Origin of the sequence: Enterococcus pallens ATCC BAA-351 (assembly GCF_000407485.1) — a bacterium.
GTDB classification, from domain to species: Bacteria; Bacillota; Bacilli; order Lactobacillales; family Enterococcaceae; genus Enterococcus_A; species Enterococcus_A pallens.
In genome coordinates, this window is record NZ_ASWD01000001.1 from 549,088 (window position 1) to 566,096 (window position 17,009).

15 protein-coding genes are annotated in these 17,009 nt (G+C 41.6%); 5 read left to right on the forward strand and 10 right to left on the reverse strand.

What is annotated here, in order from left to right:
* Positions 1-147: 147 nt before the first annotated feature.
* Positions 148-1,239, forward strand: coding sequence for a hypothetical protein (locus I588_RS02655; protein ID WP_010757397.1), 1,092 nt, complete (start codon positions 148-150; stop codon positions 1,237-1,239).
* A 96-nt stretch (positions 1,240-1,335) separates the two neighbouring features.
* On the opposite strand, the gene I588_RS02660 is transcribed toward I588_RS02655, so the two are convergent.
* The 9 genes from I588_RS02660 to I588_RS02700 form a co-directional block, all read right to left on the reverse strand.
* Positions 1,336-1,953 carry an ABC transporter permease gene (locus I588_RS02660; protein ID WP_010757398.1) on the reverse strand — a complete coding sequence of 206 codons (618 nt, stop codon included), beginning with the start codon at positions 1,951-1,953 and terminating at the stop codon, positions 1,336-1,338.
* Complete coding sequence (locus tag I588_RS02665) at positions 1,950-2,861, reverse strand: osmoprotectant ABC transporter substrate-binding protein (protein WP_010757399.1); 912 nt, start codon at positions 2,859-2,861, stop codon at positions 1,950-1,952. Before I588_RS02665 ends, I588_RS02660 begins: the two co-directional genes overlap by 4 nt.
* A gap of 9 nt (positions 2,862-2,870) precedes the next feature.
* Positions 2,871-3,494 (reverse strand): ABC transporter permease, encoded by a 624-nt coding sequence (locus I588_RS02670; protein WP_010757400.1) that lies wholly within the window; start codon positions 3,492-3,494, stop codon positions 2,871-2,873.
* 9 nt (positions 3,495-3,503) lie between these two features.
* Positions 3,504-4,616, reverse strand: a complete 1,113-nt coding sequence (locus I588_RS02675; protein WP_010757401.1) for an ABC transporter ATP-binding protein — start codon at positions 4,614-4,616, stop codon at positions 3,504-3,506.
* Between the two features lie 132 nt (positions 4,617-4,748).
* Complete coding sequence (locus tag I588_RS02680; protein ID WP_010757402.1) at positions 4,749-6,191, reverse strand: FGGY-family carbohydrate kinase; 1,443 nt, start codon at positions 6,189-6,191, stop codon at positions 4,749-4,751.
* 43 nt (positions 6,192-6,234) lie between these two features.
* Positions 6,235-7,011, reverse strand: a complete 777-nt coding sequence (locus I588_RS02685) for an SDR family oxidoreductase (protein WP_010757403.1) — start codon at positions 7,009-7,011, stop codon at positions 6,235-6,237.
* A 55-nt stretch (positions 7,012-7,066) separates the two neighbouring features.
* Complete coding sequence (locus I588_RS02690) at positions 7,067-7,993, reverse strand: electron transfer flavoprotein subunit alpha/FixB family protein (RefSeq protein WP_010757404.1); 927 nt, start codon at positions 7,991-7,993, stop codon at positions 7,067-7,069.
* Positions 7,993-8,781, reverse strand: a complete 789-nt coding sequence (locus I588_RS02695; RefSeq protein WP_010757405.1) for an electron transfer flavoprotein subunit beta/FixA family protein — start codon at positions 8,779-8,781, stop codon at positions 7,993-7,995. The genes I588_RS02690 and I588_RS02695 overlap by 1 nt, the downstream gene beginning before the upstream one ends.
* Positions 8,782-8,850: 69 nt before the next feature.
* On the reverse strand, positions 8,851-10,338 hold the full coding sequence (locus I588_RS02700) for an FAD-binding oxidoreductase (protein ID WP_010757406.1): 1,488 nt from the start codon (positions 10,336-10,338) through the stop codon (positions 8,851-8,853).
* 209 nt (positions 10,339-10,547) lie between these two features.
* Here I588_RS02700 and I588_RS02705 point away from each other — a divergent pair, with 209 nt between their 5' ends.
* From I588_RS02705 to I588_RS02715, 3 genes are all read left to right on the forward strand, one after another.
* Positions 10,548-11,252, forward strand: coding sequence for a MurR/RpiR family transcriptional regulator (locus I588_RS02705; RefSeq protein ID WP_010757407.1), 705 nt, complete (start codon positions 10,548-10,550; stop codon positions 11,250-11,252).
* A gap of 315 nt (positions 11,253-11,567) precedes the next feature.
* Positions 11,568-12,830, forward strand: a complete 1,263-nt coding sequence (locus I588_RS02710) for an MFS transporter (protein WP_010757408.1) — start codon at positions 11,568-11,570, stop codon at positions 12,828-12,830.
* A 160-nt stretch (positions 12,831-12,990) separates the two neighbouring features.
* Complete coding sequence (locus tag I588_RS02715; protein WP_010757409.1) at positions 12,991-14,031, forward strand: hypothetical protein; 1,041 nt, start codon at positions 12,991-12,993, stop codon at positions 14,029-14,031.
* An 82-nt stretch (positions 14,032-14,113) separates the two neighbouring features.
* On the opposite strand, the gene I588_RS02720 is transcribed toward I588_RS02715, so the two are convergent.
* Complete coding sequence (locus I588_RS02720) at positions 14,114-14,788, reverse strand: L,D-transpeptidase (RefSeq protein WP_010757410.1); 675 nt, start codon at positions 14,786-14,788, stop codon at positions 14,114-14,116.
* A gap of 337 nt (positions 14,789-15,125) precedes the next feature.
* On the opposite strand from I588_RS02720, the gene I588_RS02725 reads away from it, so the two are divergent.
* Positions 15,126-16,922 carry a heavy metal translocating P-type ATPase gene (locus tag I588_RS02725; protein ID WP_010757411.1) on the forward strand — a complete coding sequence of 599 codons (1,797 nt, stop codon included), beginning with the start codon at positions 15,126-15,128 and terminating at the stop codon, positions 16,920-16,922.
* Positions 16,923-17,009: the final 87 nt, after the last annotated feature.

The following is a 17,009-nucleotide window of genomic DNA, read 5'->3' on the forward strand; positions in this document are numbered from 1 at the left end:
ACCAACACAGCTATCACCTTTCAGAGTTATTTTGGCTAATAATGACAAATAGAAAAATAACTCTTCATGCAAATAGACTATCCACAATTTCATGTTTAAATGATAAACTAGTAATATGATTACCAGTTGCGAAAGAAGTGAGCCCCGGTGGAAGTACTTTATAAATATGATGCTAAGTATCCAGCTTTGAAGGAAGAGTTAACCGAACGAATAAATAAAGGTGAACATCCTTGTAAAGTTGCTTTATACGCCTCCAAACAGATTTTGCTAGCTATCGTTACAGGAAAAAAATATCTGGATGATGAAGATGCCAGTGATTTCTCTTTCTTCTTATACAGTATTACAAAAATTAAGTTATCTCCCAAATTCGACATTAAAGGCGAACTGGAGGATTTTTTTGATTTAATGCTTTTGTATTATCTTTTTATCGAGCATTTAGATTATATGCAGGACTTTCCTGACACGGTCTGCTGGGTACCCGGCTTGACCCGCGGCCAAAGAAGAATCATGTTAACTTGGCCCAGAACATTTATCTTGAGCTTGTTTGAAGTCACGCAACAAGATGAACACTTTGTCTACAAAGATTTGAATACCAGAAAGCTGCATATAATAGATGCAGCTGCATCTGATATTCATTTGAGCATTGACGAAAATAAAAAAGACACTGTATTGGCCTTGATTGTTCCAATTGGAGAAACTTATTTGTCAACACAGCCGATTTATTATCAAATGGATGATGTTGCTCTTGCTGATGCAAAGTGGATAAATCTATATGAAGAAAGCGGCTATGAAGCGAGCTATGATTATTGTGATGACCTTTTAAGACGCTATTATGAGGATTTTAAAATTAGCAAACGTTGTGAGGAGAAACAGCAATTGACGCGGAATTTATCGAAAGATCCTGATTTTTATCCAGCCAACCGAATTCTGAAGGAAACCGATCATGCATTGGCGCAGCGACTATTGAGGCAGCATGAATTCTTCCGAAGGTTTGAACACTTGGAACAAGCTGAAAAACTATTGGCTAAAGTCATCAGTACATTGCCACAACTGTTTCATCCTTATGCCAATGCCTATGATTTAATTGAAGCACTGCGGCTTTTATTTGTTGGTGAGGTTTTTACCGCCGATGAGTTGAGAGACAGCTCCGCTGAAGCACCAATTTTCTGGTATAGCTTGATTTGTCAGAGTCTACCAGAAGAGGTAAAAGCGCTTAAAAGCTATATTATTCCTGAATAAGCTAACGAAGATCAGCAAAAAGACCCCATACGAAAAAGCAGTTTATCAATACGACAAACTGCTTTTTCATATTTTTGACAAGTCAGAAATTTCAGCTTATTTCATTAACCAGTTAAACAGCCCTTCCATCCCTAAGGCAATGACTACACATAAAAACGCGCCCACAAAGATAATCGGTTCACCGCCAGTAATGTTGATTCCTCTAAGAATGATATCACCTAAGCCGCCAGCTCCGACAAAAGAACCAATTGTAGTAATCCCCACTGAAATGACTAAAGCATTTCTAATTCCGGCTAGAATAACCGGTGCTGCCAGCGGAATTTTGATTAAATACAGCACTTGAAATCGACTCATGCCAATCCCGCGGGCACTGTCGATGTAGACCGGATCAACATTATTCAATCCAACATAAGTATTGTTTACAATTGGCAGCAGTGAATACAAGACAACTGTCGCAATGACTGTGTTTTTCCCAAGCCCCATTAAAATCAGCAAAATCGTCAGCATACCAATGGACGGAATTGTCTGGACCACATTGATAAAGCCAATCACAAAGGTTGCCGCCTTTTTATTGTCGGATAGAAAAATACCAATGGGAAAACCAATTAGACAGGTTAACACCACTCCAACGATAGAAATGTAAATGTGACTTAAGAACTGGCTAATAATATACGAGGAGTTATCACTCAAGTAATTCATTAAATTCTGGATCATTGGGTTTCCTCCTCAAAATAATGATGGGCCTCTAAAAATTGGCGGGCAATTAATGCGGGCTCCAACAGCTGACTATCCGATTCATCATTCATCCGCTGCATCGCTTCCGTGTCAATTGTATTTTCCAGACGTTCCAACAGTTCCTTCAGCTCCGGATTTTTCTTTAAGGCTTGATCAGAAACTACTAGACTACAGGTATAAGGTGGGAAAAACTGCCGATCATCCTCCAGCATCACTAAGTCATAGCTGCCTACTCGACCATCCGTAGAGTAACCTAGAATGACATCCAACTCATTGGCAACCAAAGCATCATACAGCAACCCTACCTGCATCGGATAGACTCGTTTAAAGCGAGTATCGTATTCTTCAGTGTAGGCTTGATAGCCGTCGCCCTCTCGTTTGTACCAGGTTTGATCGGTTCCTAAGCTAAACTGATCTGCACATTTTTGCAGGTCACTTACCTTGGACAGCTGGTACTTCTCAGCAGTTTCTTTGGTTACCATGAAGGTAAATTGATTGGAAAAACCATAGCTTGGAAACCATTCAAAGTTGTAACGTTTTTGAAATTCGTCTTGAACAATTGTTAAAGCTTTATCCGGATCTTTTTCAATCGGTAAATTCAAGGTTCCCACTAGATCCGTTCCCGTATAGCGCGTCGAAGCAATATCCAGATCTCCTCGCTCCATGGCTGCATGCATCAGATTGGCAGAAGCTAAATTATTCAAATAGACGACCTCTTTGTCGGTAGAATGCTTCAAAAATTCCACCACGATATTGCCTAAAATCTGCGATTCTGAGGTTACGCCGCCGCTCACCGTGATTTGATCCTTGCGATGAGAAACATTGGAAAAGACAAATAGACCAAACAAGGCAATAAACAGGAGAAAGACACTAATTTTCTTTTTCATCTACATTCCTCACCCTCGATCCACTGCTAAATGACCTTCAACATAACGCAAAACAGCATCGGTTCCTAAAGCCAAAAGCGTAATGGGAATTGTCCCCATCATAATCAAATCCATGCGATACAAGGTTAACCCATTGAAAATAAAATCGCCCAAACCGCCGGCCCCAATGTAAGCAGCCAACGTCGTCCAGGAAATTACGTAAACTGCTGAGACCTTAATTCCGGAAATAATTACACTGGAGGCTAAAGGCAGCTCAATTTGCAACAGCCGCTGCCACTTCGACATGCCCATACCTTTAGCTGCGTCCAAATAAGTTGCGTCAACAGACTGAATCCCTACATAGGTATTGCGTAAAATCGGCAGCAGCGAATACAAAAACAATGCGGCAATTGCCGGTACTTTACCGATTCCTAGAAAGGGCACCATGATCGACAGCAGTGCCAAAGAGGGAATCGTTTGAAAAAAACCTACTATATTAATAATCGTTTCTGAGCCTTTTTTGATTCGAGTTAATAAAGCGCCCAGTGGTACTGCTACTAGCGTTCCTAAAAGAATAGCGCTAAAAGAGATATAAAAATGCTCCCATAATTTCAAAAGAATTTCGATCCCATATTGCTTCCAAAAAATTTCCATCTGCTTCACCTACTTCAGCTTGTCGTAAATCAAGGACACCAAAGAAGATCGGGTCAAGATTCCCACAAGACAATTTTCATCATCAACCACCGGCAGATATTTCAGCTCCATATTAAACAACGGATCCACTACATCTGACAGCTTCTCATTTTGATTGACACTGGCAGTCTCCGTACGCATGATTTCATAAATGTTGGCAGCTTTATTAATGTTGCGATCGACATCCTTAATATCAATGAAGCCTTTTAAGTGCTGTTCATCGTCCACCACCAGCAAGGTATCGACTTTTTTGTGGGTCATTTGGCGAATCGCTTCAACGATCGATTTGCTTAAAGAGATGGCTTCGACTTGAGACTTCATCAGATCCACTACTCGCAGCTCATTTTCCACATAGGTTTGTTTTTTTCGTTTGCCCAACAGCTCATCCACAAAGGAGTTGGCTGGTTTTTGGATGATATTGCTTGGTGTGTCGTACTGCACTACTTTTCCGTGATCCATAATAATAATTTTGTCTGCCAGCTTTATAGCTTCTTCCATATCATGGGTGACAAAAACCACTGTCTTTTGCATCTCCTGCTGCAGCCGTTTAATCATCTCCTGTAAAGCATCTCGGGTGATAGGATCAAGGGCGCCAAAGGGTTCATCCATTAAAATAATGTCCTGATCGGCGGCAAGTGCTCGAATTACTCCGATTCTTTGCTGCTGTCCGCCGGAAAGATTTTTCGGTTTGCGCTCTAAATAATCCAACGGCAGCTCCACCCGCTCAATCAGTCTTTCTGCGATGCCCTGCTTTTGGCTATCCGTCCATTTCAACAGCTTAGGAACAATCATAATATTCTCGCGAATAGTCAGATGGGGAAACAGTCCAATGTTTTGAATCACATAGCCGATTTTCCGCCGCAATTCATCCTCATTTAGACTGGTAGTCTCTTTTCCATTAATTTTGATACTGCCGCTGGAAGGTTCCACCATCCGGTTAATCATCCGCAATAAGGTGGTTTTTCCGCTGCCGCTGGTACCAATCACACAGATAAACTGATTGTCTTCAATCGTCAGATTCAACCGTTCAACTGCTGCTGGTGCATTTCCGTATTTTTTCTCCACCTCAATAAACTCAATCATTTAGCTGCCCCTTCCCGAATCCTGTTTAAAAAAGCTTTTCGAACTGGTGAACAAGTTGGAAAAGCTTTTTTAAATGACAAAAAGGCTAAAGCCGCTGGGGGCTGTTAGTCCTTTTTGTCACTACTTTCTTTGCTATGCTTCTGGATGCAATATGGCAAAGGTCTTTTCTAAAATTTTGTCCGTATGAGTCGTCAAGCTTTGATAAACTTCTTCATTTAATCGCTTGTATATCTCAACATTTTCTGGAATCGGTGTAAAGACGTCCTTCACCTTCACCATCTTTTCCACCGCTTCTTCGTAAGTATTATAAATACCTAAGCCAACTGCTGCATTAATTGCTGCCCCGACACTAGCACTGCCATTAACCACATTGCGTTTAACCGGCAGATTGAACACGTCCGCAAAAATCTGCATCAACAAATCACTATTCGATCCACCGCCAGTCACGATCACTTCATCAATGGTTTTCCCTAATTCCTCTGTCATATTGGTCACATTGTTTTTCATGGTATAAGCAATACCTTCTAAAATCGACCGATACATATAACGATAGTCGTGATGGGCATTAAAGCCGATCATCACACCTCGCTTGTAGGGCTCCCAAGGATTAGCCAGCCAATCTAAAACAGTCATTAAGCCATCACTGCCGGCTGGAACATTCTGGGCCTGTTCGTTCAAGTATTCTTCTTCGGAAATGCCCTGATAATTGGAGCGAATACTGATTTTTTCACCTAATAAATCCTTGAACCAGGATACCGTCCACATCCCACGACGAATTCCGTATCCTTCATAGGCATATTTTCCCGGAATCGAAGACATTATTCCCCAATAATTTACGGGATTGTCCGGCATTTCCGTTCCAGTCACCATACTGCTAATGTACGTTCCCAAGGAGACAAAGGCACTCGTGTCGCGAATCAGTCCCGCGCCTAAGCCTTCTACCGCCTTATCGCTGGTTGTCGCAAACAACGGCAGTCCTGCCGGCAGTCCCGTTTTCTGACTGGCTTCTTCTGTAATGTATCCCAGCACATCTCCGGGTTTTACTGGATCAAACAGCATTTCCCGCGGCAGGTTGTAGTTTTCCAACACCTCTGGATCAGTTGACCAATCCCAGTTGGCATAATCCACCGGCCATTGTCCAAAGTGATTGCCGATATTGTCTTTAAATTCTCCAGTCAACCGATGAGTCAAGTAACCATTGGTTGAGGTTACATATTGCACCTCTGGATTATCCTGAACATGCGGACTAGCGGTTCGTTTGTCCATCCAGCTGATAATCGGCTGAGCCAATGAACCATCCTTTTTCAACAGTACTCGGCAGCAGCGAATGGAGCCTAAACCAATCCCGACGATATTTTCTTTACGAATCCCAAACTGCTCCATTGCTTTTTGCGAAGCTGCACACAACGATTCCCACAGGTCATCGCCAGGATGCTCCACTACCACACCTTCAGAAAGATGCATCGGTCGCAGATTTTCTTTGCCTTCTCCTACTACATTTCCTTCCAAATCGAAAATCACAATTTTGGTACTTTGGCTGCCGCCGTCAATACCGACAATATATTTCTTTTCCATGAAGTTCTCCTTCACTCAATAGATTTTTGATTGCAGTCTGTTGTTAGCGCACTAAGAAGCCGCCATCAACAGTCAGGATATGACCATTTACAAAATGAGAAGCCTCTGAAGCTAAGAAGACTGTTGCTCCCATTAAATCAGCCACATCTCCCCAACGTCCTTCTGGTGTATGGTCCACAATCCATTTATTGCGTTCAGGATCATCAATCGATGCTTGAGCTACCGCTGTTTTGAAGTAGCCTGGTGCAATTCCGTTTACTTGAATATTGTATTGCGCCAATTCGTCACAATAAGCTTTGGTTAAACCAGCCAAGCCATGTTTAGAGGCCGCATATGCTGGTGCCCATTGACCGCCTAAGAAAGAGAACAAGGAACAAATGTTGATGATTTTACCGCTCTTTTGTGGAATCATTACTTTAGCTGCCTCATGACTCATATCAAAAGCTGCTGTTAGATTAATGCTGATGGTTGGGTCCCATTTATCGCGACCATAGCTTAAGACATCATCGCAAGGACAAATTCCAGCACAGTTAACCAAAATGTCCACTGAACCAAACTCTTTGACACAGGTATCAATAATTTCTTGCGGCACACCGTCTTTCGTGATATCAGCGTGCATGTAGAAGGTTTTCGCGCCTCGCTCCTGCAGCGTTTGATTAAACGCTTCATCATCTGGCATAATTGACGGCATAAAGATATTCGCTCCAGCCTCCGCTAAAGCCAACGAAAATGCTTGACCCAAGCCAGTGTTTCCGCCAGTGACAATCGCGTTTTTTCCTTCAATTGCGAACATACCCATGTTAAAGTCTTTAATTTCCATTTTTTTACCTTCTCTTCTTTATATTTTGAAGCGGCTGCTTCAATTTTTTACTAAATTACTGGTTTAACCGTGCCGTCAGTCTCTCGGCAAATTCCGCGGCATCACCGATTACACTAATGTTAGCTAAATAATTCATCGGAGCACCCTTGTCTGTATTGACCGAAATGATGTCCGTCACATTTTTCAGTCCTTCCACATGCTGCATTGAGCCATAAATGCCTAAGGCCAGATAAAGTTGTGGACTGACCGTTTTACCGGACTGCCCCACCTGAATTTCTCGCGGGGCTCGATTTTGCTCCACCAGCGGTTTGGAGACAGCTACGGCTCCATTTAGCTGGTGGGCTAATTCAGTGAGTTGTTTTACCTCGGCGCTATAGCCTGCTCCCGCTGAGACTAATACCTTGGCCTCACGAATATCTTGATTTTTGGCTTGTTCCTCAACCGCCAGCACTTCGATTGACGACGCTTTCAATTCTGTCACAGGAAAATCAATACGCTCTGGGATCTTTGAAAGCTCTTTGGCATGAAAAACATTTGGATGTACACTGGCCATAATTGGCGTGGAATCACAAAGGATACTTGCCAATATATTGCCGGAAAAAGCTGGTCGAATTAGCTTGCGACCCTTCTCATCCACTTCAATCGCTGTAATATCTGCCACTAACCCGGCTCTCAAGCGCATCGCCAATCTCGGTGCCACCATTCGGCCAAAATCCGTCGCCAAAATAATTACACTGTCAAAGTGCCAGTTGTTTTGAACCTGTTCTAAAATATCCGTCACTACCCGACTATCTCTTGTTTGAATGGTCGGATCATCGACACAAATCAATGAATCGAAGCCTTTCAGTTCTTTGTTCGGCAAATTTATGCCTAGACCGAATACTTCTAATTCATCCTCACCCGCCAGTCGTCTAGCAGCTTCAATCAGATCCACGGAGTAATTGACGGCCTCTTGATCAATCAAAATGAGTGCTTTAAACATTACAAGTACCCCTTTTCTGTTAAAAATTGGACCACTGTTTCAATTCCCGCATCATCCACTGCAACTTCCTGGTTTTCCACCTTCGTTCGTTTAGCCACTATATTTTTAATTACTTTAGTGGGTGAACCTTTACGACCAATCTCATCTTGAGCAAGCTTTAGCTCTTCGTTTGTTACTAGAGAGAATTGAGCATCGACATTTTTGTCCATGTTTTCATATCTAACGAAGCCTAAACGCAAATTCATTTGATGGGTCACACTCAGCACACAAGGAGTTGGAATTTTTAAGCGGAAAACTCGTTCCTCCTGCACTGCTTTGGCGATTATATAGTCGCTAGCGGTTTCTTCAATTTCGGAAATATTGGAAAATTGATCAACTGCTAAAAGTTCGGCTACCTGTGGACCAATGTGCCCTGTGCCACCATCTAAGGTGTGGGTCCCTGTAAGAATCAGATCATATTTCTGCTGAGACAAATAGCCGGCTAAAATAAAGCTGGTTGCCAACGAGTCGCTGCCGGCGAACTGCCGATCATTTAACAAAACAGCCCGGTCAGCCCCTAAACGAATCAGATCCTTTAACTCCTTTTCCACCTTGGAAGGACCCATTGAAACAATCTCTACCTCAACGGAAGGCTGCTGCTTCTTTTTTTGCAGCGCCCAAGCTACCGCATTGCGATCATCTGGATTTAAAATCAGCTTGGATTTTTCTCGATTGATTTTGTCCGTCTTGTAGTCATATTCAAATTGTTCTGTATCTGGAACGTATTTAATGAGACAAATAATTTTCATCGTAACCGCTTCCTAACCTTTGGAAAAGTTCCTTCAAGAACGATGCTGCGTCCTTGAAGGAAAACGAAACTATTTTTGATACTTGTAGCCTTCTTGAACTGGATAAATATTGCCGTAGTTCATAATTCCTTTTGGATCAAAGGCTTCTTTTAAGGTTTCCAGCATATAATAAGCTGATTGGTGCTCTTGCTTGGTCCACTCATTACGATACTTGCCGATTCCGTGATGGTGACACATTGAGCCGCCTAGCTTCAGCGTTTCTTCTACAATAATTGCTTGAATTGGATGATGATAAATTCGCATTTCATCTTCTGGTTCGCAATTAATGTCGTAGTTGTAAACAAAGTACATGTTGGTTCCGTTAATGTAGCTATGAGAAGAATGTCCACCCAACATAGTTAAATCATTTGCCCGTGGATATTCATTGCGAATCCGATCAATGACATTGTTGTAAATCTTAGTAATCGTTTCCCAATCAGCAGAAACCTCGGTAGTGTAGCCATCATGCTTGTCGTTGTCGATCATACCTTGCACTTCGTCGTCGATGGTTTGCTGCGTCCAGTTTAATTGATTAAACCAGTTAGCAATCAGCTGACTATCTACTTGCTTGTAAATGCCATCCTTGAATTTTTCAACCGCTTCTTCAATGCCTTTACCGGTTGCTTCAACGATACCTTCAGGACCTTCCGCCATAAAAATCAGTACGCATTTTCCTTCATAGAAATGATAGAAGTGCTGACGCGCATCCTCCGGTGAATAGGTCCGAGCGACGGATGGACGGTAACCGTTAGTAATTACTTCCCGCAATACTTTGATTCCTGTTTCTACATCGTCAACTAGATAACCAAAGAATTTATTATTGTCTGGATAGTATTTGAATATCTTCACAGTCACTTCAGTAATGTAGCAAAGGGTTCCTTCGTTTCCAATCACAATGTGACGAATATCTGGTCCGCCAGCACGACGGGAGACATTCTTAATGCGAGAAATGTGACCGTTCGGGAAAACACACTCTAAACCAACGACCATATCTTCAATTCCGCCATATAATGTTGAGAACTGACCAATCGAACGCGTCGATACTAAGCCGCCATATTGTGCCACTGGTTTTGATTGAGGAGAATGTCCGGTCGTATAACCGATCTTGCGTAATTCATCTTCCAAGTCCTGCAATCGAACACCAGCTTCCACTGTTGCTTGCATGTTGTAAGGATCAATTTTAATGATTTTGTTCATTTTTGAGCCATCAATAACTAAGGCCAAATCCTTCCAGTTTTCCAGGCCGCCTTCTGTCGCTGTTTTTCCGCTTCGAGGAATTACGTTGATGCCGTTCTCGTTGGCATACATCAATAGATTCTTAACTTCCTCAGCGTTCTTAGGATACACAACCGCGGTTGGTAATGGATTGTCCAATACTCGTTTCGCCTTGGCATATTTGCGGTAGCGGTCAGAGGAAGCATCATATAACGCCTCATAATCGGTAACAATCTGATCTTCTGAAACAATTTTTTTCACATCTGCAACAATAGCTTCTTTTACTAATGTATCGGAATTCATTTAATTAGCTCCATTCATTATTTTTTCGGAAGCGCTTTTCCTAGGACTTAGTATAGAGACCTAAGCTCCACTTTACATTAAAATTTAATTATATTTTCCTTAAATATTCACTCATAATAGGTAAATATGGAAAATTTTCCATATTTATTGCTTTGATCAGCTATTTTGTGCTATGCTGATCTTGTACTTTATAGTAGGTGGTGAGGAAAATGCGTTTGCAATTGGATCGATTAAACGAGCTGGAAACCCAAATACATCAAAAGCTAAGCGAAATCAGTCAAGAACGGCCAACCATGACGATTACTGAAGCAGCTGAAGCAGCCGGCGTTTCTCCCTCAAAAATATCTAAGTTTGTAAAAAAGATCGGTTTTTCAGGTTATAAGGAATACTATCGCTTTTTAACTGGCAAAGAGTTAGTCAAGAAGAAAAAGCTGAACTCTGAATTTGCCAGAATTCAGGACTTTATGGAAAATTTCGACCACGAAACGGTCAGCTATCTGGCAGATCAGATCAAAACCCACGACAAAATTATTTTGTTTGGCTATGGTCCTACTAGTATTTGTATGGAATATTTTGAATACAAGCTAACCTATATCGTTGATAAGAATGTTATCCAGGCCAAGCAGTCCTCCATGATTCCCAGCCTGCTATCTGAAAATGCTTTACTATTAGTATTCTCAGTCGCTGGAAAATTTGCTCAGTTTGATCATTTGTTTGAAGCCGCTAAGGAGCATCATGCCAAAGCCTTGCTGGTGATTGAGGAGTTCAATCCTAATTTGAACTTAGATAGCCAGAATATTATTTATCTGACTAACTCCCATCAAGATGAACATCTAAATTCTCACGAAAAAACGCGAACTATTCTGATGATTTTTATTGAAGAAGTCATTCGCCAGTTAACCAAAGAAAAGTAAGCTGCTGGAACAAACCTGTTCCAACAGCTTCTTTTTTATGCAAAAATACAAAAGTCTTCTTTTATTTTAATCTGTAGCAAAAAGGAAAATTATTCCAATAATTTCTATATTCCATGCCTAATCGGACATTTAAATGATAGCAGGATTAAAATTTGACGATTGTTTTATTATAATAAAAGCGTTGACACCCTTTGAGAAAGCATTTACACTGAACCTGTTACTAGAGATAAAGAGCTGATCCAAGCAAGCAGGTGTTAAGCGGCGCCTGTTTGGGGTAGATTTTTCAAAAATCATTTACTGGGGGTATCTTTATCAATGAATAAAGCATTTATTAAAAAATATGGCACTCTATTACTCTTAGCAGCTGGCGCAGGAATTATTTTTCAATTGCCCTACATTCGAGAGACGTTTTACGTTCCGATTCAAAAAGCCATGAACCTTTCCAATGCGCAAATGGGCATGCTGTCTTCTGGCTATGCGACGATGGCCACCTTCTCTTATTTCGTGGGAGGAATTGTTGCGGATAAGTTTTCTGCCAGAAAATTGTTGACTGTTTCGTTTTTAGCAACGGGGGTTTTGGGTATCTGGTTCTCCACCTTCCCATCCTTTAATACTGCACGATTAATTTTTGTCTTGATGGGCATATCCACAATCATTACTTACTGGTCTGCCATGATTAAGGCAACTCGGATGTTAGGTGATTCTTCTGAGCAGGGGCGTTTGTTTGGTTTGCAGGAAGGGCTGCGGGGAATTTTGAATGCACTGCTGGTTTTTGGAATGACGGCGGTTTACGGTATGTTTGCTAACGACATTTTGGGTACAGCATGGGCGATTCGGACGTGTGCAATTGTTGTCATTATTATCGGGATACTGAATTGGTTCATTATTGAAGATACCGATCAAGCAGAAAATACTGAATCACTAAAGGAAGTTGTCGTCGGAACGTTCAAGCAGCTGGCTATTCCTCGTGTATGGTTGTTGGTCGCAATTGTTTTCTTCGGCTACAGCTTATACGGTATTTTCGGCTACATTAACACCTTGGCAATCAACGTTTACGGTCTATCGGTTGCTGGTGGTGCTACATTGGGAGGCCTCCGTTATATTATTCAAGCCTTTGGTGGAATCATTGGTGGTTTCATCGCCGACAAAATCGGCTCTCGTTTGAAGGTCATTATCGGAGGTGCAGTACTAACTGCAATGTCTTATGGACTGTTCTTAGTTCTGCCAGCTAATGCAGGTATGCTGACAATTGTTCTTGGCAACTTTGTGGCAGGTATGTTCTTTATTTATCTGATTCGCAGTCAGTACTTCGCGATTATTGATGATGCTGGGATTCCTGTATCACGGACTGGACGAGTGTCTGGAATCGTATCTTGTTTAGGCTATATGCCAGATATCTTCATGTATACCATGATTGGCGGCTGGTTAGATAACAATGCTGGAAAAACCGGCTTTAACATGATGTTCATTTACGCAATTGTGATGGCTGCCGGCTGTGTGGTTGCTTCTCTGGTTCTTTCAAAAGTCATTAAAAAGGATCAAGTACCGGAGGAAAATCCTTCAAAAGCCATCTCTTAATCAATTTTTTGGAAACTTAACCAAAAGACCAATGCTATCTTTTATAAAGGTAGCCATTGGTCTTTTTAATTTGTTTTTTTTACTCCTTAACTTGTTTTTTCTACTGACATTTAATGATAAACTAGTAGTAAGAATTCATTTACGAAAGGATGAATATCAGGTGAAACCATTAAATATGACCGACTTAAAAAATGAAATGCGGGAACTGATTATTAACGGTGAAGATCCTTATTCCGTTGCTCTATTTGGCATCACTACCCATTATTTACTGGAGGCCCAAAATAAAATAGATTTTTCATTTTTTGAACTTTTAGATGATGTAACGATGAATTTCTTGACTCCTGAAGATTATGACGGAGATGCCGGACCCTTTCTTGAACTGCTGGCTTTTTATTATTTACTGGCTCAAAATGTTGCCGGTTTTTCTCAAAGTACCAACTGGATGCCCATGCTGACAGACGAACAGCGGCAAACCATTCTAAAGTGGCCGAAAAATTATGTTTTAAGTCTGTTTGAACTGTCCATAAAAGACGAAACCGTTTGGCATAAGGATATGAAAACCGGCAAAGAGTATCAATTGGCTTATACTCCTGAGGATCTCGAATTGCCGATGAATCCCCGCAACGTCCGCTTAATCACAATTTTGGTTCCAACTGAGCAGGGGTATTTATCGTCAATCCCATTCTTTGTTCCATTGGATGATTTTACCTTTGCTAAAATTAAACGCTCACAAGGACAACGAGAATACGAGCTAGCTATTTTAAAAGAGTGTTATAAATATCGAGACGACCAATATGATGAGGAGGATTGGAATGTAGAAGACTTTACCTTTGAAGACATTCGGTTTCATTCAGCTGCCAGGAAGGCTGAGGAAACAGATGAAGCCTTTGCGAAACGTTTGCTGGAGCAAAACCCTTTTTTCCAAAACTTTCCGTTGTACAATCAGGCCGAAAATTTGATGATCAAGGTTATCCAGACTTTTCCGCAGCTGTTTTTTAAAAATTCAGATGCAGATGCCTTGTTAGAAGGAATAAAAATGCTCTTTACGATGCAAACCTTCACAAAATCGGACATGTCGCTTATGTCCGATGAGCTATGTTTCTTTTGGTACCTGCTGATTAAAGAGCATCTGCCTGAAGAAGTAAAAGCACTAACTCCATATAATGGTCCAGAAGGTTTTTCTAACGATACACTTTTTTAAAGAATGCAAGAATGGGAAGCTTACTCCGCTTTCCATTCTTTTTTACCCAAAATAAAAAGCACTCAATCTGAGTACTTTCCACTTATTCTCTTACTACTACCCGCATACCCACAGGCACAGTATCAAAAATCCACTTGGCATCTGGAACAGATAACCGGATACAGCCATGAGAAGCTGGCCGAACGCCCAAAGATTCGGCTTCACTTTCGATATAATTGCCATTTTCGTCAATCGGTACAGTATGAAACAGGTACACGCCATGATCCTTCCAGGAAACCCAATAATTGGCTCCTTCACCTGAACCTGCATTCCGAAACGTCTCTCCCCGTTCCGGCTCAATTGCAAACTCTCCTAATGGCGTAGCTGATTCACCAGGCAATCCGGTGGAACAGTTCATCGTATAAAGCACTTCGTCTCCACGCTTGAAATAGACCTTTTGATCATTGACTGACACATCAATCCAAACATCCGGTGTCAGCTCAGGATAAGGCTTAGCCTCTGAAGGTTCATTTAGTTTACTTTTAGGCGATTGACTCTCTTCAGTGGAGGCTTTCGTCTCCGAAGTTGTTGATGTCGTTGCCGATGAAGCCTTCTCAGTTGAGACTGTACTAGTACTGGCTTCACTGGAAGTAACACTAGTAAGAGCTGTTGCTTGCGAAGCCAATGTTTTTTTCCTTTGCAGACTATGGGTAAAATAAATAGCGGCTAGAATAAACAACATCAGCAAAACACTAATTAAACCGATATGTTTTCTCAAACAAATGCTCCTTTCTCCAGTGAAAAGTTAATCCCCAGAACGATTTCATTTATTATAGCATGAGGAGACTTTACAATAGGATTACAGTTTGTTTATCCTTTTGCTAATACTATTTTCTACTAATAGAAAATTCTATTTTTCTGTTAAAAAAATATTTATAATCATTGTAATGATTATTCTTGCTTTTCCATGGTGTTAATGATTCTCTTTCTCATTTAGATAGTCTTATTTTCAATTAAAAAGCTGCAGTGCTATCCTTATTTTAGTGACCCATCCGAAAATCACCCAATCCCGATCTTCCCTTGCGTTACTAGTTCAATCAAAGCGAGGAGATAATATGAGCAATTTTAAAAAATTTTTGATTACTTTATTCGTGGGTGCCGTTGCCCTATTAGCGGAATTTGTTTTCCATCAGTCTTCGATTGCCTATTGGTTAATTGTCGTTGTAGGAGGCATCACCACAATCTCGATGCTGATCGGTATGATCGAGACCTTGAAATCTGGCAAATACGGCATAGATATTTTAGCCATTACAGCGATTGTAGCCACTCTTTTAGTAGGAGAATACTGGGCCAGTCTGATGGTACTAATTATGCTGACCGGCGGAGATAGCTTGGAGGATTATGCGAGTCGTCAAGCAAGTCGTGAATTAAGGGCATTATTGGATAATTCACCCCAAAATGCCCACCGAATAATCAATGAGGAGCTTCAAGACATCCCTGTTGAGCAAGCTGAAATCAATGACTTGCTGCTTGTAAAGCCTGGTGAAATTGTTCCCGTCGATGGACGAGTTGTCGAAGGTGAGACAACTGTTGATGAATCCAGTTTAACAGGTGAATCGAAGCCGATTGAAAAGAAAGTTAATGACCTATTAATGTCAGGCTCAATCAATGGCGATGCCGCTATTCGCCTCAAAGTAACCAAACGGGCCGTAGACAGTCAGTATCAAACCTTGGTAAAGCTGGTAAAGGAATCTGAAGCCCAGCCGGCTCATTTTGTCAGACTAGCTGATCAGTACGCGGTTCCTTTTACCCTGGTGGCTTACTTAATTGGCGGAATCGCCTGGTTTGTTTCTAAAGATCCTGTTCGTTTTGCCGAAGTTTTAGTGGTAGCCTCCCCTTGTCCCTTGATTTTAGCAGCTCCAGTTGCTTTAGTAGCTGGCATGAGTCGCTCTAGTCGAAATGGGATTGTAGTAAAGACAGGGACTACGATTGAAAAATTGGCAAAAGCCAAAAGCATTGCTTTTGATAAGACTGGGACCTTAACAGAAGGCCGTCTTTCTGTAGACCATGTAGAATTAGCCAATTCAGCGTATTCATCTGAGGAGCTGCTGCAATACGCTGCAAGTGCGGAACAAGAATCCAGTCATATTCTTGCTCGGTCGCTGGTGGCCTATGCCAAAAGCATTAGCCTTCAGCTGCTTCCCTCCGATCATTTGAAAGAAGTAACGGGACAAGGGATTCAAGCTGTCGTAAAGGGCATGACTATTCGTGTGGGAAAAAGCCGTTTCGCTGGCAAAGAAGAGGATGTCAGTTCTAACCAAACTGTTGTTTATGTTTCAGTCGATGGGCAATACGGCGGATATATCACCTTTAAAGATATCGTCCGTACTGAATCTAAACAAACAATTGAGCAGCTTAATCAGCTGGGAATTACCAAAACGATTATGCTGACTGGTGATCATCCATCAATTGCGAAACAAATCGCAGGTCAGGTAGGTATATCTGAAATTCATGCCAATTGTTTGCCCAAAGAAAAAATCCAGGTCTTAAAAGAATTGCCAGAAATAGAACGCCCCGTAATCATGGTGGGGGATGGAGTAAACGATGCCCCGGCCTTAGCAGTAGCCGATGTCGGAATCGCCATGGGCGCCCATGGATCAACGGCGGCTAGTGAAAGTGCCGATGCGGTAATCTTAAAAGATGATCTAACTCGCGTTTCTGAAGCTGTTCGCCTGTCTCAGCACACCATGCGAATCGCTCGACAATCCGTTTTAATCGGCCTAATTATTTGTATTGGCTTGATGCTGATTGCCAGTACAGGAATCATTCCAGCTTTACTAGGTGCAGCCTTACAAGAAGTGGTAGATACCGTTTCGATTCTTTCTGCCTTGCGCGCTAGAAGTGATCGCTAACGTTCGTTCTTATAAACGCAAAAAATACTACTTGATTCTTAATGATTCAAGTAGTATTTTTGCGTTTTCTTTATCTTAGATAGCTCA